Source organism: Faecalicatena orotica (assembly GCF_905197545.1).
GTDB lineage: Bacteria > Bacillota > Clostridia > Lachnospirales > Lachnospiraceae > Faecalicatena_A > Faecalicatena_A orotica.
In genome coordinates this window covers 518868-542598 of the sequence record NZ_CAJJZH010000001.1, presented here as the reverse complement: position 1 = coordinate 542598, position 23731 = coordinate 518868, and the positions used below count along the sequence as shown (strand labels likewise).

The window sequence follows — 23731 nt, the reverse complement described above, 5'->3', positions numbered from 1 at the left end:
GAATACATAAGAACTTATTTTTATCAGAAAAGCTATCGTATCCGTACTGAATACGATAGCTTTTCTTTTTTATTCATCCTTCATAAATGTAATAGACACATCCTTCGGCAGCGCCAGTCTGCATTCCACTTCAATGCATTTGATAACCCCTGCGATAGCAGGGCAGGATGCATGTCCCGGCATGTGCTCTTCTGCATATTCATACAACGGTCCGGTTCCCGGTTTCCCCAGACAGACATCATATGCATCCCATGTGTCACCCAATACCTCTGTCATCTTCGCAATAGATTCGCAGGCAGATGAAATTTTCACCTGTACTTCCATCCCGTCCTCTGACACGGCCTCTACTCTTGTTTCTAAATTACACGGTCCCGGCTGAATCTTGACTTTTGTCATTCGTATACCTCCATTTCGATTACACAGACTTCTGTAAATAGTACCCTAATTATATTCCCTCTCTGCCAGCCGCGTCAATCTAATCTACATTGACAGAAAGCTTTTCCGCCGGTATAATATTTTTATTACATATGTAAGATTTGGAGGGTGCTTATGAAATCTTTACCTCAGATTACCGAAGCAGAATACGAAGTAATGAAAGTTGTCTGGGCCTGCGCGCCGATCAGCACGAATGATGTGACAGAACATCTGACAAGGACAACCGACTGGAAGCCGAAGACGATCCAGACACTGCTGAAACGTCTCGTAAACAAGGGCGCCCTGACTTATGAGAAGCAGGGCCGGGTGTTCGTCTACACCCCTTTAGTTGGAGAACATGAGTATATCAGCCAGGAAAGCAGTACCTTCCTGAACCGTTTTTTTCACGGCGATATCACTGCTATGGTATCCTCTTATCTGGAAAATGAACACCTGACAGAAAGTGAAATCGACTCGCTTCGTTCTCTCCTCTTTGAGGAAAAGGAATAAGGAGGAAAATAATTTGGCCGCATTCAGCATCCGGTTTTTGATCAGCAATCTCTATATTGCCTTGTTTATTGCCATCTTGTATATGGTGAAACATCTCATGAAGAAGCAGTTATCCGGACGTACGCAGTACCGGCTCTGGTTCTTCATGCTGTTTCTTCTGCCTTTTCCTTTCCTGCCTTTTCAACCTGCCGGTTTTTTCAGGATTTCCTCATGGATTTCCTCGCTGCAGAGGACCTCTTTGCATAATGCAGCTTCCGGGCAGCCCGCGGTTACAGGCCTGAACGTTGCTGCTACGGAACTGACAAGAGATCTCAGTGTATCCGTCACTGGTAATCCTGACCATCTTGGAACGGCAATACTCGGTCTCTGGCTTTTCGGAATAGGTGTCATGATTCTATATTTTTCTTATATGAAGATACATATGCACCGGATAGAACGCACTGCACTTCCTCTTCAGAATAAAGAGGCCAAAAGACTTTATGAGGACTGTAGGAAGGAACTGTTTATCCGCAGAGAAATACCGGTATACACTACTGCCTATATCAGCTCACCTTTTACGGCCGGAATCCTAAACCCCCGCATTTACCTGCCCCTCCATCTGGTTTCAGACTTTTGCGGCAGTGATATGAGGTACATGTTCCTGCACGAGCTCCAGCACTATAAGCACAAGGATTCCATCCTTAATTTCTTTATGAATCTGTCACTCACCGTATACTGGTTCAATCCGCTCGTGTGGTTTGCCTTAAAGCGTATGCGCGATGAACGGGAAGTGGCGTGTGACTCTTCCGTTTTGCAGATGCTTGGGGAAGATGAGTATAAGAATTATGGAATGGTCCTATTGAATTTTGCACGGAAGATGTCTGAAAGAACCATTCCTTTTGTTTCAGAAATGGGTGGAAACAAGAGTCATATAAAGGAGCGTATCTTAAATATTGCCTCTTACCACCGGTGCAGCACTAAGGAAAAGGTAAAAGGCATCTGCATCTGTATACTGGCAGCTGCCCTTTTGTTTATCTTTATCCCGCTGCTCCCTGCCCATGCCGAAAGCAGCGATTACGCCCCGGTCCCGGCAGGAACAGAAGACATCTCCTATGCAGACCTGCGTTCCCACTTTGGAACATATGATGGAAGCTTCGTGCTTTTTGATGCCTCTTCTGAGCATTGGACAATTTATAATAAGGACCTTGCACATACTCGTTTTTCACCGGACTCTTCCTATAAAATATATGATGCACTGCAGGGTCTGGAGGCCGGGATCATCACACCCGGAAATTCGCAGATGGCATGGGATGGAAGCACGTACCCATTCGATTCCTGGATGGCAGACCAGAATCTGGATACTGCCATGCATAACTCAGTCAACTGGTATTTCCAGTCCATTGACAGCAGACTGGACAGAGCTTCCGTAAAAGAGTACCTCCACAGAATCGGTTATGGTAATGAACAGGTGTCCGGGGACCTTACCACCTACTGGCTGGAATCTGATCTAAAAATTTCGCCTTCTGAACAGGTGGCTCTTTTGAGAAACTTCTATTATAACAAATTCGGGTTCGCCCCGGAAAACATTGAGGCAGTGAAGAAAGCAATTCTCACTGCCTCCGGCCCTGAGGGCTCCCTGTATGGAAAGACAGGCACCGGGCAGATCGACGGGCAGGAAATCCGGGGCTGGTTCATTGGATTCATTGAGCGGTCCGAGAATCCGGTCTTCTTCGCCTGCTATATACAGGATGAGGAAGAAGCTACGGGAAGCAGGGCCTCCGATATCACATATTCTATACTGAAAGACATGAATATCTGGACCCCGGAGCCATAAAACTAATCATTGTTTCTGCTTCTTGTCAGGCTTCTTCCAAAACCCTTTCCACATCAGCCAATGCCGGCATTCCCGACTGGGCCCCGTATTTCTGTACGGAGAGCCCTGCTGCCGCATTGGCAAATCTCAGCGCCTCTTTCTCACTCATATTTTTAGATAGCCCCACACAGAAGGCGCCATTTAAAGTATCCCCTGCCCCCGTTGTGTCCTTCACATCCACCTTCATGGCCGGAATGGTAATGATCCCCTCTTCTTTAAGGTTTACGCTGACCCCTTTTTCTCCCCGGGTCACGACCAGTTTTTCGGGGTAATGCATAAGAAGGTCATCCATGCTTTCTGCTTTTTCTCCCCAGATTACTCCTGCTTCATGCTCATTTGGTGTCATATAGGTGATCATATCCAGAAGCTCTCTGTCCAGTGTTCTCGCCGGCGCAGGGTTCCAGATGATCTTCTTATTGCATTTATGACACATACGGATCACATACTCTACCGTTTCTTCCGGTATCTCATTTTGTAGGACAATGATATCGGCTTTCAGTATACTTTCCCTGTTGGCCTCTGCATAAGCTGTACTGACACAGTCATTAGCCCCTGCTATAATCACAATCGTGTTATCACCCTCACCGACAGTTATGACAGCCTGTCCCGTTGGCACCCCCTCCACAGTCTGTATTTTTTCTGTATTTACTCCACACGATGACATATGGTCAATCAATTCTTTTCCAACCGCATCATTTCCTGTGCAGCCGTACATCGTAACACTGGCCCCGAGTTTTGCCATCGCAACTGCCTGGTTTGCCCCCTTGCCTCCCGGCTGGTACTCTATCCCGCCGCCCGCGATTGTTTCTCCTTTCCTTGGAATCCTGTCCGCATGAACGATCATATCCATATTCATACTTCCTACTACAGCTATTTCCATATTCTTCTCCTATCTTAGTGCATTTGTAAGTTCTTCCCGGAACAAGATGCTGCCCGGCAGGTTCAGCCGCTCTGCAACCTGCGCAATCTGCGGCTTTTTGATTCTGGATTCTTCCACAATCGCAGAATTCCAGAAAATCTCCTTGGCAGTTCCGTCCGCTATAATATTTTTGTGTGCCATTGCTACAATCCTCGGGAAATTTTTTGCGACAAAATCCATGTCATGTGTAATGGCAATGACACCGGTTCCATCCCTTTTTAGTTCTTTGATAATATTCTCAAGAATCTCATTCCCCCGCTTATCCTGACCAGCCGTAGGTTCATCCAGAATCAGGTATTTTGGCTGTGTCGCAATGATCGCGGCAATTGCTACAAACTTCCGGATTGCATAAGGAATATCCAGAGGGTTCATTTTCAGATAATGACTGATTCCTGTCATTTCTATCGCCCTGCTGCTTCTCTTCTTCACCTCTTCTCCTGAAAGTTTCATATAACGCGGCATATATTCTATCTCCGCAAGAGCTGTACTGTTGAAGATCTGGTCATCTGGATTCTGGAAGACATATCCCACCGTTTTCGAAATCCACGCACAGCTTTTTTCTTTCGTATTCACGCCGTCAACCAGCACATCCCCCTTCGATGGCTTATTCAGACCGTTCATCAGCTTCACGGCTGTCGTTTTACCCGCGCCATTCTGCCCGACGATCGACAGAAGTTCTCCGTCCTTTATAACAAGATTTAAATCCTCATTTGCCACATATCCATTCGGATAGGCAAAGGAAACATCCTTAAGTTCAATTGCCATCAGCCATACTCCCCCTTTCCCTGACAAGCCTGACCGCCTGTTCTACTGTAATCGGAATCTCCTGAAGCGGCATCCCTGCCCTGCCCATCTCATGCCCCCAGACTGCGACCTGAGGAATTAAGGCGCCATAATCCAGTAATTCCATTCTGGAGAGGATATCCTTCGTCTCGCCGGAGCACACAATCTGTCCCTTCTCCATCACGATAATCTCGTCACAATATTCTGCAATCAGATCGATTTTATGTTCAACCAGAATAATCGTTTTTCCTGCCTGTTTCAGCTTTCTGATAATCTCAAACACATTTTCCGTCCCCTGCGGGTCCAACTGGCTGGTCGGCTCATCAATAACAAGCATATCGTTATCCATCACTATGATGGATGCGAATGCAACTCTCTGCCGCTGGCCCCCGGAAAGTTCATTCGGGTTTTTTGTCATCAGATCCTCTATCCCAAGCAGTTCCAGCACATCTTCCACCTTCCGGATGATCTCATTTTTTTCAACTCCCAGATTTTCCAGTCCCATCGCCACTTCTTCGAATACAGTACTTTTAATCCCACTCATCTGATTAAATGGATTCTGAAAAACATAGCCAATCTTTACTGCCAGTTCTTCTACATTATGTTCCTTAATATCTGTCCCGAAAACCTTCGCGCTGCCTTCCAGCTCACCATTATAAAAGTGGGGAATCAGCCCTCTGATCAGATTACACAATGTTGTTTTTCCTCCGCCGTTTTCGCCAATCAGGCCATAAAATTTCCCTTCTTCAAACTGGAAATTGATTTCTTTCAGGGCATATTCATCCGTCAGAGGATACTTATAATTTACGTTCTTAAATTCTGCAACAACCATCTTCAATCCTCCTTATCCGAATACCTGATAAATCTTAAATACAACCAGAAGTACAAAACAAATATCTGTCAGAATCACGACAACCTTTTCTGGGAACGGCACCGGCCGCAGTTCTCTTAAAAAGGTGTGTCCGCATTTCACGGAAAAAGCTCTCGCATCCATCGCAATTGATTTTTCTTCCGTACTTGAAATAGCTCCAAGGACAAGCGGTCCCAGAATCGGGAAAAATGCTTTAATTCTGTTAAGGACATTCCCTTCTGTCTCAATGCCGCGGGCTTTCTGGGATTCCATGATCAGGTCCGTGTTCTTTTTCAAGTCAATAATTGTCTGGAATGAGGCCAGCACAATATACGATATTTCATGCGAAACGCCCTTTTTTTCCAACGCATACATCAGGTCCCGCATCTCTGTCGTTACAAAGAACAAAACGATTGCACCGGAAAATCCAAGCAGGTAGGAAGCTGTGTTCAAACCGTTGATGAGCGCTTCCTTTGTAACAGGAAGCACCCCGAACAGTTCAAATAATACCGTCGTTCCGGACACGGAAAACTGACGGATGACCAGTGTGAAAAATCCAAAGATCAGTACAATCACACTGAATGGTTTCATAAACTGTTTTCCCCGTCCAACTGCAAACGCAAGTATACAGAACAGGATACACAGGCTGAATCCATATTTCCAGTTATTCAGCAGCATACTGGAAAATCCGAGGGCCAACAATATATTCAGTTTTGACAAAGGATTAAAATTGATAAACCAATTGTCAAACTTCTGATATTCCCGAAATGAATCAATAAAACTTTTCTCCACGCTTTTCACTCCTTATTTTTTGATATAAACATTTCCAAGACGCAGTTTCACAAGGAACCGGTTTGGCATACTCTTCAGGATAAAGAAGGTTGCCAGAATTGCCAGGAATTTATCCGCAACATCCATACAGATCGCTGCGACCATTTCTGCCAGGAATTTCGGCAGCCCGACTACAGAATGCAGCGGAATTGCAAAAAGCGCTGTTGTATCCGTTGCAAAGTTGAAACCAAACAGAATCCATGTAATGCAGGAGTTCATGACTCCCCCGATCAGTGCAAATAAGAATGCGGCCAGGATGGACTTCCATAAGGTACAGAATACTTTCCGCTTAGACAGGTATGCTGCCAGTACACCATAGATTGCACTGATGACCCCGTACCAGATATATGTAGGATATGTAATCGAATTGATGGTATTAGAAATAACACCGACTACTGCGCCGGGCAGTCCCCCACAGAGGGCACCCACCACGATGGTTCCTATCGCGTCCAGATACACCGGCAGTTTCAGGAGCATCGCGATTTGTGCTCCGATAAAGTTAAGTGCCACGCCGATAGGGATCAGAAATACTGATAATTTGTCCATTTTTTTCATATTGATTTTCTCCTTTTCCTTTTATCTTGTCAGCTTCTCAACCAGGTCCTCCAGAAGATTATCCCGGTTGATATAATATACATACTTATAAAAGTGGCCGTCTTTCCTGACTGAATACCGGTTGTCATATTCCGGAACCGGGGCATATTCGATCCGGTCATTCATCAGGTCTTTCCCAATCAGCCAGCCGACTGCCGTCACATCCCATATCGGCCTGCTCCAGGTTTTCCCTGCACCGCATGAGACAGCCTCTTGTTCCGTAAAATCTGCCAGATAATCACAAAGTGGATTTTTCCCCCGCAAATGAGTTTCCAGTTCCGGCCCGCTGACGGTAAATGCAGAAACCACACCCATACACGGAAGCTGGACGAGAGGGACCCCGCATCCGAATACAATCCTTGCACCTGCAATGTCCTGATACAAATTATATTCCCTGTTATTGGGCCAGTCATGGGCATTTCCGCCCAGCCAGACAAGAACGATCCGATTGATAATCTCCGGGTTCATCAGAATTGCAGATGCAACATTTGTTATGGCTGCAATCGCTACCACATACAAGGGATGCTCTTCGGAATAGTTCATGGCACGCCTGGCGAGATCTCTGGCTGCGTCTGAAACCACGGGTGTATGTTCATCCTGCAGGTAGTCTTCTGAACCTTTATAAACACTCCCGTACATATCCTCCCGTCCCATCAGTTCCAGCACATGTCTGATTTCCTCATAGCTCTTTTCCATGCCATCCTTCGGCCCGTCTGACTTACAGTTTGTAAAGGGTGCTGCGTAGATAGCTTTTACCCGGACCGATTCTTCAGATTTCAGCATATATGCCAGTGCATACTGGTCATCTATTTCATTGTAAGTATCCGTATCAAGCACAGCATCCACGATCTCACCGGGTTTTTCCAGCCGTTTCAGAATCCGGATATTGCGCTCACTCTGAAACACTCCGCCCTCAGATAGTCCTGCAAACTCCTCCCATTCCTTCTTCAATTCTTCATTTACCATTTAACCTGCCTCCCTTTCATCCTTTTTCAAATATTTTGAATAAATCTCTTCTTCATAGATGTCCACCGCTTTTCTGTCCGGCAGTGCAGGCTGGACTCCATATCTGGTCACACTCAGGCCGGATGCATAGATCGCGAATCCTATAGACTGTATGATGTTCTTGCCCTCGCTGAGATAAACCGCCAAAGCACTTATGAAGGAATCTGCACCCCCTGTCGTATCTACCGGTTCGAACCCTGTCCCTTCAAAATACATGGACGTCCCTGCATTCCTGAAATAACAGCCCCTTGCCCCAAGCGTAACGATTACATTGCCGATTCCCTTTTCAAGCAGCATCTCGGCCTTTTCCTCCAGACTGTTTCCATTTGGCACAAATACATTTAATTCATGCTCATTCGGTACAAAATAATCAACATACAGGAGAAGTTCCTCTTTAATTTTTTCAACTGCTGATGGTTTCAGTATCACCTCTGTTTTATTTCTCTTGCAGAATTTCATGGTATATTCCGCGATGTCTCCCGGGATTTCCAGAGACAGCAGGCAGTATTTTGCACTCTCAAACAGATATTTATAACGGTTGATATGGGAAATGCTTAAATTCCGGTTTGCCCCCGGATATACCACAATCGTGCTTTCCCCGGACCGCTCTACATTGATGTATGCTTTGCCGCTTGGCATGGAGGTATCAAAAAGTACTCCGTCCATGTGCACATGATTCTCCGTCAGGCTCGTATAAAGCTGTTTGCCGTCCATATCATTTCCGAGACACCCGATCATATAAACCTGACCGCCCAGTTTGCCGACGCCGACAGCCTGATTTCCGCCTTTTCCACCCGGATATACATAGACCCTCTCGGCAATCTGCGTTTCTCCATTGACAGGAATTCTGGATACCTCAATCGTCACGTCCATATTCATGCTGCCTACCACGATGATCTTTTCCCCCTGCTTTGTCTGGGCCGGTTCTGCAATGCTTCCCCGCTCTGTAACTGAGGGCGGATATCTCCTCATAACCTCAATTTGTTTCTCATTCTGAATCATTTCAGTCAGGTACTCAACCGCATCTCTTGCCATGTTTTCAGCAGGAAGCTTCACTGTGGTTATTCCATTTCCAAGCATTTCCATCAGCCTGCCGTCACCGATTGCAATTACGGACAGTTCATCCGGAATCACCGTACGGCTTCTCTCCAGAACCTTGCAGACACAGCAGGCAATTTCCTGTGACCCGCAGACAACCGCTGTCACATTCTCGCTCATGCACTGGCTGACACCATATTTTTCAATCTCTTTAACTGTTTCTCCTTCATATATCCATACCGGCTGTACAGGAAAATTGTTATCCTGCATTGCCTGTTTATATCCATTCAGAATACTTCTTTCGTTTTTGTAAATAATACAGGCTATTTTTTGATGCCCTGCCCTGATAAGACGTTCAGCCGCAAGCTTCCCCGCTTCTGAAAGCCGGTAATAGAAAGTTGCTTTCTGCCGTTCATCAAACTCCTTGGTACAGGACAGATACACCGATGCATTTTCAAACTTTGTGCCTGTGATCAGCTGTTCAGAATCAAGCAGAATACCTGCAATCTTTCTGCGTGCCATCTCATCGACACCCTGCTTCATCTCCTTTATCCCGTCCACATAGCTGACAGCCAGATTAAATCCTGCCTCCCGGGCTGCTTTCTCGGCGCTCATCACAAGTGCTTCCCGCTCTCTGTTATCCTTTCTTACCAGAAAACCAAGCAAATGATTCTTCAGTCCCTCTTTTTCCCGGTATTTTAAATACGGTACATAATTCTCTTCCTCTATTACCTTCAGGACCTTCCTCTTAGTCTCCTCGCTGATATCCTTATCTTTGCCGTTCATTACTTTTGAAACCGTCGATGCTGATACTCCGGCAAGTTTCGCAATATCATTTATATTCATCTTTACCTCCTTTCGTTTATTTTGTTATTCAACAAGTTTAGTAAATTATTTTTGTTGTTTGAATCTTATCATTTTATGAATTTTAAATCAATATTTCCATTAAACGAAAGTATTTTCCGACACATTCAACAAAACCACTGGTTTTCGAAACATTTTTCGCTCCATAGTTTCTGGTAAAATTGCCGATGAAAAAATTCAAATATTTTCATAGGAAAAAGAACGCACAAAAAAGGATGAAAGCTTATATTCTCATCTCAGCTTTCATCCTATTTAGTGGCCTCTTCCGCCTCTTTATTTTTTCTTTATCGTGAAATCCCCGCTCACTGAATCAAGGTTAAAGGATGCCCCGCCATCTTTATATGTTCCCCGTTCATCCGCATGTGTCACTCCAAAATCACAGTTAAATGACCCGCTTACGGTATCCAGATGGTAAGTAAATCCGTCATTCTCCGGTATCGTCAGCATAAACTCTCCGCTTACACTGTCCGTTCTGATTTTATCCGGGCAGGTACTGGATTCTATCACAACATCACCGGATACTGTATCGGATTCTACCTTCCGGCAGCTGCCCTTTACATTTACACTTCCGCTTGTGGTGCTTGTGTTCAGCTTATCCTCCACTGTCACGTCAAGTCCTGTCAGGCAGCCGCTGGTGCTGTCCATCTCCAGTTTTGCTGTTTTGCACTTTTCCAGTTCGAAATCGCCGGAAGTTGAATTCAGATTAAACCTGTCTGCCGTAATCCCTTTGATGCGTGTGTTTGAGGAAATGGTATCTATTCCCACATACCCCAGCCTTTTCCCTGTATCCTCCGGGATCTTTATTGTCAGTTCTTTACTCAGGCTCTTTCCCATTGACAGCATTTTTTTCTGTGCCTTCTGGTATTGTATCATCAGCCTTCCATTTTTGTTGTAATAGTGAAGCTGCTCATTTTCCTTCAAATCTCTTGAAGCTTTCTCATAAAACTGAACCGTATCGCCATCATATACTTCAACCCTGACACTTCCACCCATCCAGTTAATATCAAGATCGTTTATCTCGCTTCCGTCTATTTTTCCGGCCCCTGCCTGATATTTTCCGGAATCCCGATAATAATACCCGCTGCTGAATCCGATGTTGAACCAATGGAAATTACCTGTCAAACCGAGTACCAGTATGGTGACCAGCGCTGCTGCCGCAACAGACCAGGCTATAATCCGAATGATTGCTGATTGTCTTCTATCCATGTCCCCACCCTACCTTTTTAATTCAAATACAGCCTTCAGAATTCCTTCAACTGCAACACCAATCAGGAAAATCACCCATGTGATGTGCCATGCCATCGTCCAGAAACTAATCAGTATATAAATCACAACGATCAGTGCCCACAATGCACTGCTGATCGCCCTGAATGCCCTTCTGGCGGAATCTGTCTGCTGCTGCCACTCTCTGAATTCATCTACAATAGAGTCATCCGCGCGGTGATAATATGGCTTTGTCAAATTATTATAAATAAGGATTGCTGTTGCCACACCAATCATGCTAAACATCAGGGCCGGGGCAATGCTGTTCTCATAATCGCTTCCTGACATCAATATCGGAGGTAACAGACACATAATGTACAATGCAACTGCCACGGAAATCCGAAGTGCTGACTTCCTCCTCCATTTGTCCATCTTTTCGTCATATACAGGCTGCATATCCGTATTCTCATTCTGGAGCCCTGCAAGCAGTTCATCCATATCTCCGATAGTTGCAACTGCAATGTTATAGGCAGCCTCCTCCGTCTTTCCTTCTTTTAGCAGATCATGGTATTTGTCGACCAGATTCTGCAGAATCTCTTCCTTTAACTCCACTGTCTTTCTCGTTGGCTTCACATCCCTGAACAGGTGGTCCATATATGCCCTCAGTTTATCTTCCATCTTGCCTCTCCTCTCCACTTTTGATCAGAATATCTATCAGCTCTTTGGCTTCGTCCCATTCTTTCTTCATCTGATCATATGCCTGACGCCCTTCCGGGGTGATTGTATAATAGCGTCTCCTTGCCCCTGTATTCTCGTTTCCCCAATAGGAACAGATATACCCTGCCCCCTCCAGCCTTCGAAAGGCGGTATACAGTGTTGCTTCCTTTAATTCATAATTATTATTTGTCTTCACCTGAATATCCTTGTTAATCTTATAGCCATAGCTGTCCTCCCTTGTCAGGTGTGCCAGGATGATAGTATCTGTATGCCCGCGTATTAAATCTGAAGCGATTGACATATACATACCTCCTTTCTTATACTTACATTTAAACATATGATACCTCGCCTGTCAAGGTATATATTTGAATAAACCAATCCATATGAACAAAGCGGTAATAAAAATACTGCCCATGAATTCTCAGCTTCATGGGCAGTATCTTTATTTCTTAATTTCTTTCTCGGCAGATAATGCCTGCCTTGTCTCATGGATATTCCTGATATATTGCTCCTGGTTCTTTAGTGCAATTGCAGTTACAACTACATCTATGATGGCAAGCATGGCAACGCGGGAACTTGAAGGTTCCTGCTTGTAAGAGGTTTCTCTCGCCCTCACCTCAAAGACCAGATCCGCCATTTTCCCCAAAAGGGATTCTTTGAACGAGGTAATCAGTACTGTCTTGGTTTTATTTTTCTTCGCAATATTTATTACTTCCGCAAAATGCTTTGTAGTCCCTGAATTTGAAAAGATGATAATTAGGTCTTTCTTTCCAAGCAGCGCCGCACGCATTAGCTGAATATGGGAATCTATACACACCCAGGTATTGATGCCCGTCCTTAAAAACTTATTTTCTCCATCGATGGCAACTGTACCTGATCCACCCAGTCCGTAGAACTCTACTTTTCCGCCCCTGCACAAAAGCTGGAGCAGTTCTTCCATATTCTTATAGTTTATATAAGTAAATGTCTGCTGCAATGCAAGAATATGGGAGTTGACAACCTTCTGCGAGATTTCCTGCAGTGAATCGGACTCCAAAATCTCTTCATGTATAATCTTTAATGTTTCATTTGTATAATTGCTTCCCTGTGCCAGAGCAATTTTGAAGTCCTGATAGCCGTCGAAATCAAGCTTTCGGCAAAAACGTACAACTGTCGGTTCTGAAACATTGACCTGCTTTGCAAGGCTCGCAATTGACAGACGCATCGTCTCATCTGAATTTTCCAGAACGTATCCTGCCACTTTCTGTTCTGCCTTGCTTAACATATCAAACAACTCCTGAATACGCAGTAATACTTCATTTTTTGAATGTAAGATCATAAGTGAATCCTCCCCAAAGTCATCCTGTTTTCCGGGATTACACAATTATCTTACCACAGGAAACTGTCAAGTACAATTAATTTCAGACATTCAGCATGTGTTCGGGATTCTTCTCAATCAAAACTTCAACCAGATGTTCTGATACGATTCTGGTAACATTCTTCATTGTTTCTATGGTAGAAGCCCCTATATGAGGAGTCATTGTTATGTCTAGTTCCCGAAGCGGAGATTCTAAATCCAGAGGCTCCTCTGCAAAAGCATCCAGTGCCGCCCCGCGGATCCTTTTTTCCCTAAGCGCCTCAATCAGCGCATCTGTCTCTATAAGGCCCCCTCTGGCGGTATTGACTATAATGACCTCTTTTTTCATCTGTCTTAAACTTGTTTCATTGATTATGCCCTGTGTACTTTCCAACAAGGGCAGGTTAAGGCTGACAAAATCACTTTCCCTGTAAATCTGATTAACGTCATCTACCAATTCCACCTGAAACGCCTTACACCACTTCAGATCAGGAGCTGCATCATAGGCTAGCACACGCATCCGGAATCCTTGCAACAGCTCTACAAACCGCCTTCCAATAGCTCCCAGTCCAAGCACTCCGATCGTTTTCCCGGAAATCTCCACCCCTACCTCTCTTTCCCATCTCCCCTGATCAATCAGGCGGGAATGTTTTACAACTTTCCTTGCCTCGCACAGCAAAATCCCCAGATTCAGTTCTGCAACTGCCTGCGCATTGGCTCCCGGGCAGTTTCCCACATAGATATGCCGCTTTGATGCCTCCGCAACATCGATATGATCCACCCCGGTACCGTTCATATGTATGACTTTCAGCTTCTTTCCTGCCTCCAGAACCGTTTTATCAATCCTGTCTATTCCGCAGACCAGTGCATCATAATCTGGAACTGCCTCTGCTATTTGTTCACTTGACATATTGCTCACAGATGCTCTTTCAATTTCAATTCCTTTCTCCTTAAGTTCCTCAATAATTTCAGGATTATATCTTGCAAATGATTTTGAAGTTACTAACACTTTATACATATTTACCTCCTGGCTCTGCCAGGCATTAAACTTTCTATAATTCAATGTTATACATTGCATTTCTGAGTCTTATGTATTTCACATATTTTTTCTGATATGAAATATGTTTGTCAATATCCGGCTGATATACAAAGTCCACAGCCAGTTCTTTTTCAAGTGACAGTTCCTTTAGTACACCAATCCCATAGAGGGCAAAGATAGCCGCACCCATAATAGAACCTTCCGCCATATTGAGCGTAATAATCTTTTTCCCCAGTATATCTGCAAGCATCTGGCACATCGTTTTTGTTCTGGAAAGACCACCGGTAAGAATCAAGTCCGGGCATATTTTCACCTGTTCATGAATAATATTTACAAGCGAAAACAGATCAAACCCAATACTTTCCAGATATGACTTTACAATATCTACAAGAGTGTGCTCATGAGTCAGCCCGTAAATCGTTGCCTTCACCTTATCATCCCAGTAGGGACTTCTGCACTTAATCAGATAGGGCAGGAATAAAAGATCATCGCAGGCCGGGGGAAGTTTATACAGCTTTTTGTCTACCACATCAAAAATCTCATCAAAGCTCTTTGCATACGCAAATTCTGCAATATTCCGGATCATCCACTGATATCCATTTCCCACATTACTTAAGATCCCACCATATACCCACATATGATCTGTCACGGCATAAGTCCACATCCGTTGCTCACTGTCCACCACCGGGACAGATGTCAGAACCCTTGCAGCTCCGGAGGTACCCAAGTCAATATTGATGACTCCTTCTTTTGAAGCTCCGCTCCCCAGATTTGCAAGTGGCCCGTCTCCTCCGCCCGGTACAACTTTTATTCCTGATGGAAGCCCCAGCTCTTCTCTCAATTCCTGATTTCTGAACTCAAATACTGCTGCACCTGAAACAGGGCAGGATAACTGCTCCTCTGAAATTCCGATCATACTCAGGGCACGGCTGTCCCATTCCAACTGATGAATATTGAACAGCCCGCTTCCTGATGCCATCGAGTAATCTACAACATACTCACCAATTATTTTTTCCATAATGTACTCTTTAATCGAAATGTATTTATAAGCCTTCGCTGCAATCTCCTGTTCATTCTCCCTGAGCCACATAATCTTGGATAAAGGATACATCGAGTTCAAAGGACAGCCGGTTGCCTCATAGAGATAACTTTTTCCATAGATCATAGAAAGTCTTTCTGCCTGTTCGTCACTTCTGGAATCCGACCAGAGAATCATATGATACAGTGGATGTCCGTTTATATCGACTGGAAAAATATTATACATCTGACTGCTGAATGACATCGCTTTAATACTCTGTCTGTCAACTCCGGCATTCTCAACGCAGGCCCTGACTGTATCTTTGAAATACTTCTCAATTTCACCCGGAGACTGTTCCTGCATATACTTACTCACGAGAATGACATCGTATCTGGTCTGCTCTCTATGCAGGATATTTCCTTCTTCATCGATAATCATGGCTCTCACACTTGATGTTCCGATATCCAACGCAAGGACATTTGTACTCATATATTTTTTACCTCTCTTCCTGACCGGATTCTTTTATGGTTACCTAACTCTGGCGTGCTGCTCTGATATTGGCCGAAAACCGCCTCGCAAGATCAGTAATTGCCCCATAATCACCTGTCTTTGCTCCTGCTGTCAGGCTTCCGCCTGCGCCAACAGCAACACAGCCTGCCTTAATCCATGTTTCTACGTTATCAACATCCACACCGCCCGACGGCATCATTTCAGCCTGTGGCATGGGACCTTTGACGGCTTTCACAAAATCAACTTTTAAGACATTGCCCGGAAAGATTTTTACGATGTCCACACCATATTTTAACGCTTCAGAAATCTCTTTCAGGGTCATACACCCCGGCATATAGGGAATTTTATATAAATTGCAGAGCATCGCAGTTTCTCTGTCAAAACTGGAGCTTACGATATATTGGGCTCCGCTTAATATTGCAATTCTTGCCGTAGGTGCATCTAAAACGGTTCCTGCACCGATTAGAATTTCTTCCGGTTTATATGTTTTTGCCAGTTCTTCAATGATGCGATGTGCTCCCGGCACTGTAAATGTAATCTCTACTGAGGCGCAGCCTCCCGCGATGCAGGCTTCTGTAATCTTCTTTGCCTCATCCGCGTGTTCCGCACGCACGACCGCAACTAATCCATTTTCTTTTATTTTTTTTAATATTTCTTCTTTTTTCATTTTCATTCTCCTATATCTTTCATAAATTTACAATAGTTTTCTTGAAAGGGCACATATTTTAAAGTAAAAAGAATACCTTACCTCATCCAGACTGCTTTTACTGATAAAGCAGATTTGGCAGGAATGTTATAATCTGTGGGACGAATACTGCAATCAAAATAACCGCAAATGTGACAATTGTATAGGGGATGAGTTCTTTACTCACCTCGCTAAATGTCTTCTTGGTCATTCCGCACGCCGTGAAAATCAGTGTCCCGACCGGAGGTGTAATAAGCCCTGTTGTCAGAATTGCAAGGAAAATCACTCCAAAATACACCGGATCAATTCCATACTGAGTCACCGGAGCAATAAAAATCGGTGCAAGTATCAAGATTGCAGGTGTCAGGTCCATGATCATCCCGACAATAACCAACAGTATAAATACGATCAACATGAACACCATTTGAGAATCCGCAAATTTTAATAAATAGTCAGCAACCTGCTGTGGTACACGGTTATATGTCAGTACCCAGGCAACTGCTGACGCACTTCCTACGATTGCCATAACAGTTCCTGTAGACTTCATGGATCTTTCAAAGATTTGTGTGATGCCTTCAAGCTTCAGTTCTTTATATACAAACTTTGAAATAATAAATGCATAAACTACAGTAAAGGCTGCTGCTTCCGTTGCAGTAAAGATTCCTGCTACGATTGTCACCATGATAAATATCGGAAGCATAATTGCCCAGATGACGCCTTTTGATTCATTTTCTTCCACATCAATAACATTTCCCATATTTTTTACTGCACTTTTGGGAACATAGTATCCGCGCTTTTTCCCAATAATATAACTCAGGACCACATGGCCGGCAGTAATCAGAAGACCCAGTATCATCCCCCCTACGAAAAGGCTCGGTATTGCGGCTCCGGTAATAGAGCCATAAAGGATAACCGGTATGCTGGGCGGAATGATGGGCCCTACAACACCGCCTGCTGCCACCACTGCCCCACTGTATGCAGATCCATATTTTTGTTTCTGCATGGCCGGAATCATAATTGCACCGATAGCCGCTGCCGTAGCGATGGCAGAACCGTTAATCGCTGCAAATATCATGGCGCTGACACCTGCAACCATTGCAAGCCCTCCGGGAATATTTCCCAGCTTTTTTGAAACTGCGGCAATAATTCGTTTTGTCATCCCGCCTGAGTTCATAATCTCGCCTGCCAGAATAAAAAAGAAAATAGCCGTCAGAGAATAGTTATCCATTGATTTAATAAACTGATGTGCAAATACCAGTACCTGTACATCACTGAAATACAGCAGTATAATTGCAGATAGAGACAGTGACAATACGATTGGTACACCAATCACAAAAAATACTGCAAAAATGCCCAAATATAATAACAGTGTACTCATATCTTTTTACTCCTCCTGCCTGTCCTTTTCCTGTTTACGCAATGTCTTAACGATTCCCCAAATTCCAATAAATATCCAGACTACACCTGCAATTACTCCCGGTATATAAAACATGGCTCCCGGCAGTTTTGTGGCAGGCAGCGGAATCTTTCCGATTACAGAGATAATTCCGGCACCATATACCATCAAATTCCAGCCTATGATAATCAGTACAGCATACGCAGCCACTGCACAGACTTTTCTGGTCGTTTTGTTCCTGTTAGAAACAACATCAAACCCGATATGACCGCCCGTTATAAACAGATCGGTGATTCCAATAAACATTGCCCATGCAAAAAGAAGGCGTATGACTTCTTCTGCCCAGAGAAATGTATCCCCTAGTATGTACCGTCCCAATGCATTTATGAACATAATCAGTGTCATGGAGAGACCCAAAATCATTAACATTATATTTTCAACCTTTTTTACCTGATTTTTCACTTTTTAACCCTGCTTCCCTTTCCCGGATCTGCCGCTGTGGCTCACGCTCCTGAAGCGGCTGCTCCCCGTTTTATTTTTGTGCTTCTTCAATTACTCTGTCCATAAATTCCTTTCCAATTACCGATTCAAATTTCACATATGTGCTTTGGGCGGCCTCCTGAAAGGCCATCTTTTCTTCATCTGTAAGTATATAAATATCAGATTTCTGAGCGATCTCATCAATATATTCCTGCTCCTGTGTGCGCCCCGCTTCTCTCTCATAAATCCGGACATCATATGCGGCTTTCGTTACAATTTCCTGCAGTTCCTCCGGCAGATCCTCAAGAAGCGCCTTACTGTACAAGACCGGGACAGGCGAATATACATGATCTGATATCGTTGTATATGGCTGGACCTCATAGAACTTATTCGTTGCAATAATTGAAAGTGGATTTTCCTGTCCATCAATAACATTCGACTGAAGTGAAGTGTATATTTCACCAAATCCAAGTGGGGTCGGTGCGGCTCCAAGCTTCTGGAAGAAATCAATATGCACATCATTCTGCATGGTCCTCAGTTTGATTCCTTTCAAATCCTCAGGTTTTACAATTTTTCGTTTATTGTTCGTCAATTCGCGGAACCCGTTTTCCCACCAGGAAAGTCCTACTATACCGATATCCTCCATGCTAGAGAGCATCTCGGTTCCGATTTCGCCATCCAGCACCCTGTCGGCCTGATCGGTATTGAGGAAAAGGAACGGCAGGTCAAATGCAAGATATGAAGGTTCAAAAAGTCCAAGCGGGCCAGTCGTTGTCGGACACATATCCAGTGCTCCGATCTGTAACAGTTCTATCATTTCTTTTTCCGAGCCAAGCTGTGAGGAAGGGAAAAGCTGTACATCTACATCATATCCCATCTCCCCTGCTTCCTTTTCCACCCTTTTTTCAAATTCCTTTGATGCCAGATCAATTGGATGGCCGGGGTTAGTTCCATATCCTACTTTGATTGAATAGGATTTTCCCTTTACTGACACTCCACATCCTGAGAGCATACTAATCGCCAGAGAAGCTGATAACAAACACACAATCCATCTTTTCATTCTTATCTCTCCCATTTTTTGATAAATTCCGCAGAACTATATGCGTTTTCAAATGCTTCTTTCTCCTTTTCGTTCAAGTCTCTGACCGGGAGTCGGAAACCACCGAATTTAAGTCCTCTCTTCTCAATTGCATATTTATAACCAGATGCATATGGCCCGATTTTAAAGATACTTCTCATCTGGTTAATTTCTTTTTGGATTTCACATGCGTGATCCTTGTCTCCCGCATTGTATGCGTTCCACAGAGCAACGAAAATTTCGGGATGAGAATTAGCAATCGCTGTCACGATTCCTTTTGCACCTGCACACAAGGAAAGGTAAAATAGTCCATCTGATCCGCTGATGGCGATTGCCTCTTTTGGAAGCTCATTTATGTAATCCTGAAACAAGACCATATCCTTACTGCTGTCTTTTACACCAACAATGTTCTCACAAGTCTGTACCAGTCTCTTGTATAACTTCACTGACAACTTATTATTTGCCCTGTCCGGATTGTTATAAATGAAGATTGGCATCTGAGGAACTGCACTGGCAATGGCTGAAAAATTTTGATACAGGTTTTCTTCATCATAAGGATAGAACCACGGAGTGATAAGTGCCATTGCATGAACACCTTTCTCATAACAGTATCTGGCAAATGCTATGCTCTCAGCTGTATTTACACAGGTACCCTGTACGATGATATCTACACGGTCCTTTACCTGATCCACCAGAACATCAATGATATGCTTTTTCTCCTCCAGAGGAATGTTGATTCCCTCCCCCATCGTTCCTATCGGAAACAATCCGTGGATACCACGTTCGATCATAAATTCAATATGTTCCCGGTAAGCAGTCTCATCTAACACGCCTTCCTCAGTAAACGGTGTTAAATTTGCAACAATGATTCCTTCAAATTTTCTGACTAATGTAATCATATTTCTCTACCTCACTTTTTAAAATGTAATTTAACTACATTTGAATCTTATCATGTTAGTAGTAATTTTACAATATATTTTTTATCAATTTATGTATTAATACTACTTTTCGTCAAAATTCACAATTTAGTAACGGTAGATTTGTTAAGAAATCATAGTTGATTTTCTAAATCTATACTATAAAATAATCACGACACACAATCATATCCTTCCTCCACGTAACATTCTATATCTAGGCTAATATACTAAAAAGAAAAAGAAAGAAGTATTTCTATGAAATTTTGTTGTCCAAATCCGCCCGAACCTCCCTGTGGGGAAGATGATGGACGCCGCTTTTTCGCCCAGTTTGCGGTCCAGTCCAGCCCGCCTTCGGGTTCTGAACTCCCTATGCTGGTTTATTTTCAGGAAGGGGAGCAGATTCGTCTGGAACAGGACAGCCAGATCATCCTCCCTCCCGGCTATCTCTACCTGATAAACTACCTATTCCTGGCCATACCGGAAGCCGATGGATATATGCAGATCATTCCTAAGATTAATAACTCCCTCCGCCTGCTTTACGCCTCCTATGCGCCGGCCGGAAGCGTGGGCCGAAATGCTACGGCTTCGGGAAGCTTTACTACCAATGAGGCTCTTACACAGGAAGCAGCGCTCTCTTTCCATCTGACGTATCCGCCTACGGTCAGAAATATCGATATTTCGGGAGCTATATCCGTTACCCCAGTCATTAAAATATAAAGTCACTGTACCACTCCTTTTTATTGATAATCTGACTAGCTCATTATAAAAGCAGCCGGATTTACATTAAATTTGTAAATCCGGCCGCTCTCATAACCGTCTGAAAAGCGAATATTCAATTGTTACCGGCCCGGGTTCATGCAAAGTGATTTTATATCTGTATACTCCATTCCAAGGCTCAGCGCCACATTTTGATATGTCACCTTCCCCAGATAAGTATTCACAGCAGAATAAATCACTTCATTCTCCCTGCATGCCTCTTCCAGACCCTTCTTAGCAATCTCCAGCCCATAACGCAGGGTGGCGTTGGTCAGTGCGATGGTTGAAGTTCTCGGCACCGCTCCCGGCATGTTTCCGACACAATAGTGAACAACACCGTCCACTGTATAAATCGGGTCATTGTGGTAAGTCATCTTTGTCGTCTCGCAGCATCCGCCCTGGTCTACTGCCACATCTACAATCACGGCACCTTTTTTCATCTGCTGAAGGTATTTCTTCTTAATGACCTTTGGGGCAGCTTTTCCGGGGATCAGTACACATCCGATTACGAGGTCCGCATTTCTCAATGCTTTTTCTATATTTCTATCATTGGAAACCAGTGTCTGGATTCTGGCACCGAAAATATCATCCAAATATTGCAGTCTCTGGGTATTCACGTCCATGATGGTAACATTTGCCCCCATACCGGCTGCAATCTTACACGCGTTTGTTCCAACGGATCCTCCGCCTATAATGACAATATCTGCCTTTGGAGTCCCTGGGACCCCTGCCAGAAGCACCCCTTCCCCTCCATACATTTTTTCCAGATACTTAGCCCCTTCCTGTACACTCAGTCGTCCTGCAATCTGACTCATAGGCGCTAAGAGCGGCAGGCTTTTGTCCCTTTCCATGAGTGTTTCATAAGCCACCCCTTTTACTCCTGATTCCAGCAGTGCTTCCGTCAATGGTTTATCCGCCGCAAGATGGAGGTATGTGTAGAGGATCAATCCTTCATGGAACAGTGGATATTCTTCCGGAAGTGGCTCTTTTACCTTCACCATCATTTCAGAAATATCCCAGACCTCTTTTGCCGTACCCATAATTCTTGCCCCGGCCTCTTCATATTCCGAATCTGGAAACCCCGATCCCACGCCCAGTCCGGATTCTACATATACCTCGTGTCCGGCATTGACGTAACTTCCTGCATTATCCGGTGTCATTCCTACACGGTATTCCTGTTTCTTGATTTCCTTCACACAACCGATTCTCATAGCACTTTCCGCCTTTCTCATAGAGATTCCGTTACTGATTTTTCTGTTTTTATTTTTATTATACAAAATCTTTTTGGGGAAAGCTATGCTTATCTGGATATATGGTGTTATAATATTATGATGTTGGGGTCAAAAGGTGTTTTGACCCCTGATGCTTACGAATTTCTCCGCACTTCGTGCTCCCGAAATTCTAAAAACATTCGAAATCCGCCCTGATCGGGCTACTTTCTCATGTTTTACGGGTCCCAAAGTCATCCAATTGCATGCGAGCATGCATTGTATGACCTTTTGACCCTGGCATCATATTATTCGTCAATATTTATTATTTAGGGGGATTTACTACAGTGAGAAAAAATGTTGATTTACTGAACGGGCCGATCGCCGGCTCACTTGCCCGGCTCGCGCTCCCGATTATGGGGACTTCGCTGATCCAGATGGCTTATAACCTGACGGACATGCTCTGGATCGGGCGCCTGGGAAGCAATGCCGTTGCCGCAGTGGGGGCTGCCGGCATGTATATATGGCTTTCGGCCGGTTTTACTATGCTTGCCCGCATGGGGGGACAGGTCCTGACCGCCCAGTCGCTGGGTGCGGGTAAGAATGAAGAGGCTGTACGCTATGCATCTGCCGCGCTTTGGATGGGCCTTATTCTGGGGCTTCTGTACGGTGCCGTTTCTATTGTTTTTCATGTGCCGCTTGTCGCCTTCTTCCGGCTGAACAGCCCGGAGGTCATCCGCAATGCACAATGGTATCTGATCATTACATGTGGAGCCATTGTTTTTAACTTCATCAACCAGATCCTGACCGGACTGCTGACTGCGATGGGCAACAGTATCACCACATTTTGGTCTACAACGACAGGGCTCCTCATTAATCTGGTTCTGGATCCGATCCTGATCTTTGGCCCTGGCCCGCTTCCTGTACTGGGTGTAAAGGGAGCCGCCATTGCAACGGTATTCGCACAGGTTATTGTATTTGTGATCTATATCATGCGGATTCGAAAAGACCCTGTCATTTTTTCAAAGGTTAAGATTTTCCACCGGCCTGATTTCCGTTATATCAAAGAGATTCTGCTGATCGGTCTGCCTGCTGCCGTACAGAATATTTTCTTCACAGCCATCTCGATGATCATAGCAAGACTGATCGCGGGATGGGGCGATGCAGCCGTGGCAGTACAGAAGGTCGGCAGCCAGATCGAATCTATCTCATGGATGACCGCGGAAGGGTTCGGAAGTTCGGTCAATGCATTCACGGCCCAGAATTACGGGGCCGGAAAAAATGAAAGAGTCCGGAAAGGCTATTTTACGGCACTAAGGATTATGGGAATCTGGGGTGTATTCACCACACTTGCACTGCTGCTCTTCCCTGAATTTTTGTTCCGCCTCTTCATATCAGAGCCGGATGTCATACCGATGGGCGTCGATTACCTCCGTATCCTTGCACTGTCCCAGCTTTTCATGTGTACAGAGGCTGCCTCTGCAGGAACCTTTCAGGGACTCGGCAAATCCATGCCGCCTTCCCTCACCGGGATCACGTTCAATCTGCTGCGTATCCCCCTGGCAGTCTTGCTCTCTGCAACTGTGCTGAAACTGAACGGAATCTGGTGGAGTATTACCATATCCAGTATTATAAAAGGTATCATACTTCCTGTCTGGCTGATGTTGTTCATGCACCGGCTCTGGAAGAATAAGAAATCCTGACATACAAAAATACCGCAAAATGAAA

Annotated in this window: 24 protein-coding genes and 1 pseudogene; 4 read left to right on the top strand and 21 right to left on the bottom strand. The window is 44.5% G+C overall.

Annotation, left to right across the window (positions count from 1 at the left end):
• Nucleotides 1-69: 69 nt before the first annotated feature.
• Nucleotides 70-396: a DUF6951 family protein gene (locus tag ABIN22_RS02385; RefSeq protein WP_118619159.1), complete on the bottom strand. Its 327-nt coding sequence runs from the start codon at nt 394-396 to the stop codon at nt 70-72.
• A gap of 153 nt (nt 397-549) precedes the next feature.
• On the opposite strand from ABIN22_RS02385, the gene ABIN22_RS02380 reads away from it, so the two are divergent.
• Together ABIN22_RS02380 and ABIN22_RS02375 are read left to right on the top strand one after the other, a co-directional pair.
• A complete protein-coding gene (locus ABIN22_RS02380; RefSeq protein WP_346906321.1) occupies nt 550-924 on the top strand; it encodes a BlaI/MecI/CopY family transcriptional regulator in 375 nt (124 codons plus the stop codon).
• A 13-nt stretch (nt 925-937) separates the two neighbouring features.
• A complete protein-coding gene (locus ABIN22_RS02375; RefSeq protein WP_346906319.1) occupies nt 938-2737 on the top strand; it encodes a BlaR1 family beta-lactam sensor/signal transducer in 1800 nt (599 codons plus the stop codon).
• 25 nt (nt 2738-2762) lie between these two features.
• Here the strand turns inward: ABIN22_RS02375 and rbsK are convergent, their stop codons facing one another.
• The 19 genes and pseudogenes from rbsK to ABIN22_RS02280 all read right to left on the bottom strand — a co-directional run bounded on the left by rbsK (nt 2763) and on the right by ABIN22_RS02280 (nt 20021).
• Nucleotides 2763-3656, bottom strand: coding sequence for a ribokinase (gene rbsK / locus ABIN22_RS02370; RefSeq protein WP_346906317.1), 894 nt, complete (start codon nt 3654-3656; stop codon nt 2763-2765).
• Nucleotides 3657-3665: 9 nt separating this feature from the next.
• Entirely contained in the window at nt 3666-4460 is a 795-nt protein-coding gene (locus ABIN22_RS02365) for an energy-coupling factor ABC transporter ATP-binding protein (RefSeq protein WP_346906315.1), read from the bottom strand.
• Complete coding sequence (locus tag ABIN22_RS02360) at nt 4450-5310, bottom strand: energy-coupling factor ABC transporter ATP-binding protein (protein WP_346906313.1); 861 nt, start codon at nt 5308-5310, stop codon at nt 4450-4452. The genes ABIN22_RS02365 and ABIN22_RS02360 overlap by 11 nt, the downstream gene beginning before the upstream one ends.
• 12 nt (nt 5311-5322) lie before the next feature.
• The gene (locus tag ABIN22_RS02355) at nt 5323-6120 is read right to left on the bottom strand and encodes an energy-coupling factor transporter transmembrane component T family protein (protein ID WP_346906311.1); all 798 of its coding nucleotides are present in this window, start codon (nt 6118-6120) and stop codon (nt 5323-5325) included.
• 12 nt (nt 6121-6132) lie between these two features.
• Complete coding sequence (locus ABIN22_RS02350; RefSeq protein WP_346906309.1) at nt 6133-6705, bottom strand: hypothetical protein; 573 nt, start codon at nt 6703-6705, stop codon at nt 6133-6135.
• A 30-nt stretch (nt 6706-6735) separates the two neighbouring features.
• The gene (locus tag ABIN22_RS02345; protein WP_118619169.1) at nt 6736-7719 is read right to left on the bottom strand and encodes a nucleoside hydrolase; all 984 of its coding nucleotides are present in this window, start codon (nt 7717-7719) and stop codon (nt 6736-6738) included.
• Nucleotides 7720-9411 carry a PfkB family carbohydrate kinase gene (locus tag ABIN22_RS02340; protein ID WP_346906626.1) on the bottom strand — a complete coding sequence of 564 codons (1692 nt, stop codon included), beginning with the start codon at nt 9409-9411 and terminating at the stop codon, nt 7720-7722.
• A 102-nt stretch (nt 9412-9513) separates the two neighbouring features.
• Nucleotides 9514-9648, bottom strand: a pseudogene (locus tag ABIN22_RS02335) (LacI family DNA-binding transcriptional regulator); the annotation flags it as partial.
• A 285-nt stretch (nt 9649-9933) separates the two neighbouring features.
• A complete protein-coding gene (locus ABIN22_RS02330) occupies nt 9934-10866 on the bottom strand; it encodes a DUF4097 family beta strand repeat-containing protein (protein WP_346906307.1) in 933 nt (310 codons plus the stop codon).
• A 9-nt stretch (nt 10867-10875) separates the two neighbouring features.
• Complete coding sequence (locus ABIN22_RS02325) at nt 10876-11541, bottom strand: permease prefix domain 1-containing protein (RefSeq protein ID WP_346906305.1); 666 nt, start codon at nt 11539-11541, stop codon at nt 10876-10878.
• A complete protein-coding gene (locus tag ABIN22_RS02320; RefSeq protein ID WP_109729494.1) occupies nt 11531-11881 on the bottom strand; it encodes a PadR family transcriptional regulator in 351 nt (116 codons plus the stop codon). The genes ABIN22_RS02325 and ABIN22_RS02320 overlap by 11 nt, the downstream gene beginning before the upstream one ends.
• A gap of 141 nt (nt 11882-12022) precedes the next feature.
• Nucleotides 12023-12898, bottom strand: coding sequence for a MurR/RpiR family transcriptional regulator (locus ABIN22_RS02315; RefSeq protein WP_109729495.1), 876 nt, complete (start codon nt 12896-12898; stop codon nt 12023-12025).
• Nucleotides 12899-12980: 82 nt separating this feature from the next.
• Nucleotides 12981-13934, bottom strand: a complete 954-nt coding sequence (locus ABIN22_RS02310) for a phosphoglycerate dehydrogenase (protein ID WP_182440622.1) — start codon at nt 13932-13934, stop codon at nt 12981-12983.
• Between the two features lie 34 nt (nt 13935-13968).
• Nucleotides 13969-15462 (bottom strand): gluconokinase, encoded by a 1494-nt coding sequence (locus ABIN22_RS02305; protein WP_346906302.1) that lies wholly within the window; start codon nt 15460-15462, stop codon nt 13969-13971.
• Between the two features lie 43 nt (nt 15463-15505).
• Nucleotides 15506-16150 carry a bifunctional 2-keto-4-hydroxyglutarate aldolase/2-keto-3-deoxy-6-phosphogluconate aldolase gene (locus ABIN22_RS02300; RefSeq protein WP_109729498.1) on the bottom strand — a complete coding sequence of 215 codons (645 nt, stop codon included), beginning with the start codon at nt 16148-16150 and terminating at the stop codon, nt 15506-15508.
• Between the two features lie 97 nt (nt 16151-16247).
• Nucleotides 16248-17546, bottom strand: coding sequence for a TRAP transporter large permease (locus tag ABIN22_RS02295; protein ID WP_109729499.1), 1299 nt, complete (start codon nt 17544-17546; stop codon nt 16248-16250).
• 6 nt (nt 17547-17552) lie between these two features.
• A complete protein-coding gene (locus ABIN22_RS02290; RefSeq protein ID WP_146203247.1) occupies nt 17553-17993 on the bottom strand; it encodes a TRAP transporter small permease in 441 nt (146 codons plus the stop codon).
• A gap of 103 nt (nt 17994-18096) precedes the next feature.
• The gene (locus ABIN22_RS02285; protein WP_346906299.1) at nt 18097-19104 is read right to left on the bottom strand and encodes a DctP family TRAP transporter solute-binding subunit; all 1008 of its coding nucleotides are present in this window, start codon (nt 19102-19104) and stop codon (nt 18097-18099) included.
• Nucleotides 19105-19106: 2 nt separating this feature from the next.
• The gene (locus ABIN22_RS02280) at nt 19107-20021 is read right to left on the bottom strand and encodes a dihydrodipicolinate synthase family protein (protein WP_346906297.1); all 915 of its coding nucleotides are present in this window, start codon (nt 20019-20021) and stop codon (nt 19107-19109) included.
• Between the two features lie 273 nt (nt 20022-20294).
• Here ABIN22_RS02280 and ABIN22_RS02275 point away from each other — a divergent pair, with 273 nt between their 5' ends.
• Entirely contained in the window at nt 20295-20756 is a 462-nt protein-coding gene (locus ABIN22_RS02275) for a hypothetical protein (RefSeq protein ID WP_346906295.1), read from the top strand.
• A gap of 122 nt (nt 20757-20878) precedes the next feature.
• On the opposite strand, the gene ald is transcribed toward ABIN22_RS02275, so the two are convergent.
• Nucleotides 20879-22006: an alanine dehydrogenase gene (gene ald / locus ABIN22_RS02270; RefSeq protein ID WP_346906293.1), complete on the bottom strand. Its 1128-nt coding sequence runs from the start codon at nt 22004-22006 to the stop codon at nt 20879-20881.
• A gap of 344 nt (nt 22007-22350) precedes the next feature.
• Between ald and ABIN22_RS02265 the strand changes: the two genes are divergently transcribed.
• Nucleotides 22351-23706: an MATE family efflux transporter gene (locus ABIN22_RS02265; RefSeq protein WP_109729842.1), complete on the top strand. Its 1356-nt coding sequence runs from the start codon at nt 22351-22353 to the stop codon at nt 23704-23706.
• Nucleotides 23707-23731: the final 25 nt, after the last annotated feature.

What these genes read in the sequence shown, in the direction of transcription:
- ABIN22_RS02385 (WP_118619159.1), bottom strand. Translation starts at nt 396, where the DNA reads ATGACAAAAGTCAAGATTCAGCCGGGACCGTGTAATTTAGAAACAAGA.
- ABIN22_RS02380 (WP_346906321.1), top strand. Translation starts at nt 550, where the DNA reads ATGAAATCTTTACCTCAGATTACCGAAGCAGAATACGAAGTAATGAAA.
- rbsK (WP_346906317.1), bottom strand. Translation starts at nt 3,656, where the DNA reads ATGGAAATAGCTGTAGTAGGAAGTATGAATATGGATATGATCGTTCAT.
- ABIN22_RS02365 (WP_346906315.1), bottom strand. Translation starts at nt 4,460, where the DNA reads ATGGCAATTGAACTTAAGGATGTTTCCTTTGCCTATCCGAATGGATAT.
- ABIN22_RS02360 (WP_346906313.1), bottom strand. Translation starts at nt 5,310, where the DNA reads ATGGTTGTTGCAGAATTTAAGAACGTAAATTATAAGTATCCTCTGACG.
- ABIN22_RS02350 (WP_346906309.1), bottom strand. Translation starts at nt 6,705, where the DNA reads ATGGACAAATTATCAGTATTTCTGATCCCTATCGGCGTGGCACTTAAC.
- ABIN22_RS02345 (WP_118619169.1), bottom strand. Translation starts at nt 7,719, where the DNA reads ATGGTAAATGAAGAATTGAAGAAGGAATGGGAGGAGTTTGCAGGACTA.
- ABIN22_RS02340 (WP_346906626.1), bottom strand. Translation starts at nt 9,411, where the DNA reads ATGAGCGCCGAGAAAGCAGCCCGGGAGGCAGGATTTAATCTGGCTGTC.
- ABIN22_RS02330 (WP_346906307.1), bottom strand. Translation starts at nt 10,866, where the DNA reads ATGGATAGAAGACAATCAGCAATCATTCGGATTATAGCCTGGTCTGTT.
- ABIN22_RS02325 (WP_346906305.1), bottom strand. Translation starts at nt 11,541, where the DNA reads ATGGAAGATAAACTGAGGGCATATATGGACCACCTGTTCAGGGATGTG.
- ABIN22_RS02320 (WP_109729494.1), bottom strand. Translation starts at nt 11,881, where the DNA reads ATGTCAATCGCTTCAGATTTAATACGCGGGCATACAGATACTATCATC.
- ABIN22_RS02315 (WP_109729495.1), bottom strand. Translation starts at nt 12,898, where the DNA reads ATGATCTTACATTCAAAAAATGAAGTATTACTGCGTATTCAGGAGTTG.
- ABIN22_RS02310 (WP_182440622.1), bottom strand. Translation starts at nt 13,934, where the DNA reads ATGTATAAAGTGTTAGTAACTTCAAAATCATTTGCAAGATATAATCCT.
- ABIN22_RS02305 (WP_346906302.1), bottom strand. Translation starts at nt 15,462, where the DNA reads ATGAGTACAAATGTCCTTGCGTTGGATATCGGAACATCAAGTGTGAGA.
- ABIN22_RS02300 (WP_109729498.1), bottom strand. Translation starts at nt 16,150, where the DNA reads ATGAAAAAAGAAGAAATATTAAAAAAAATAAAAGAAAATGGATTAGTT.
- ABIN22_RS02295 (WP_109729499.1), bottom strand. Translation starts at nt 17,546, where the DNA reads ATGAGTACACTGTTATTATATTTGGGCATTTTTGCAGTATTTTTTGTG.
- ABIN22_RS02290 (WP_146203247.1), bottom strand. Translation starts at nt 17,993, where the DNA reads ATGTTAATGATTTTGGGTCTCTCCATGACACTGATTATGTTCATAAAT.
- ABIN22_RS02285 (WP_346906299.1), bottom strand. Translation starts at nt 19,104, where the DNA reads ATGAAAAGATGGATTGTGTGTTTGTTATCAGCTTCTCTGGCGATTAGT.
- ABIN22_RS02280 (WP_346906297.1), bottom strand. Translation starts at nt 20,021, where the DNA reads ATGATTACATTAGTCAGAAAATTTGAAGGAATCATTGTTGCAAATTTA.
- ABIN22_RS02275 (WP_346906295.1), top strand. Translation starts at nt 20,295, where the DNA reads ATGAAATTTTGTTGTCCAAATCCGCCCGAACCTCCCTGTGGGGAAGAT.
- ald (WP_346906293.1), bottom strand. Translation starts at nt 22,006, where the DNA reads ATGAGAATCGGTTGTGTGAAGGAAATCAAGAAACAGGAATACCGTGTA.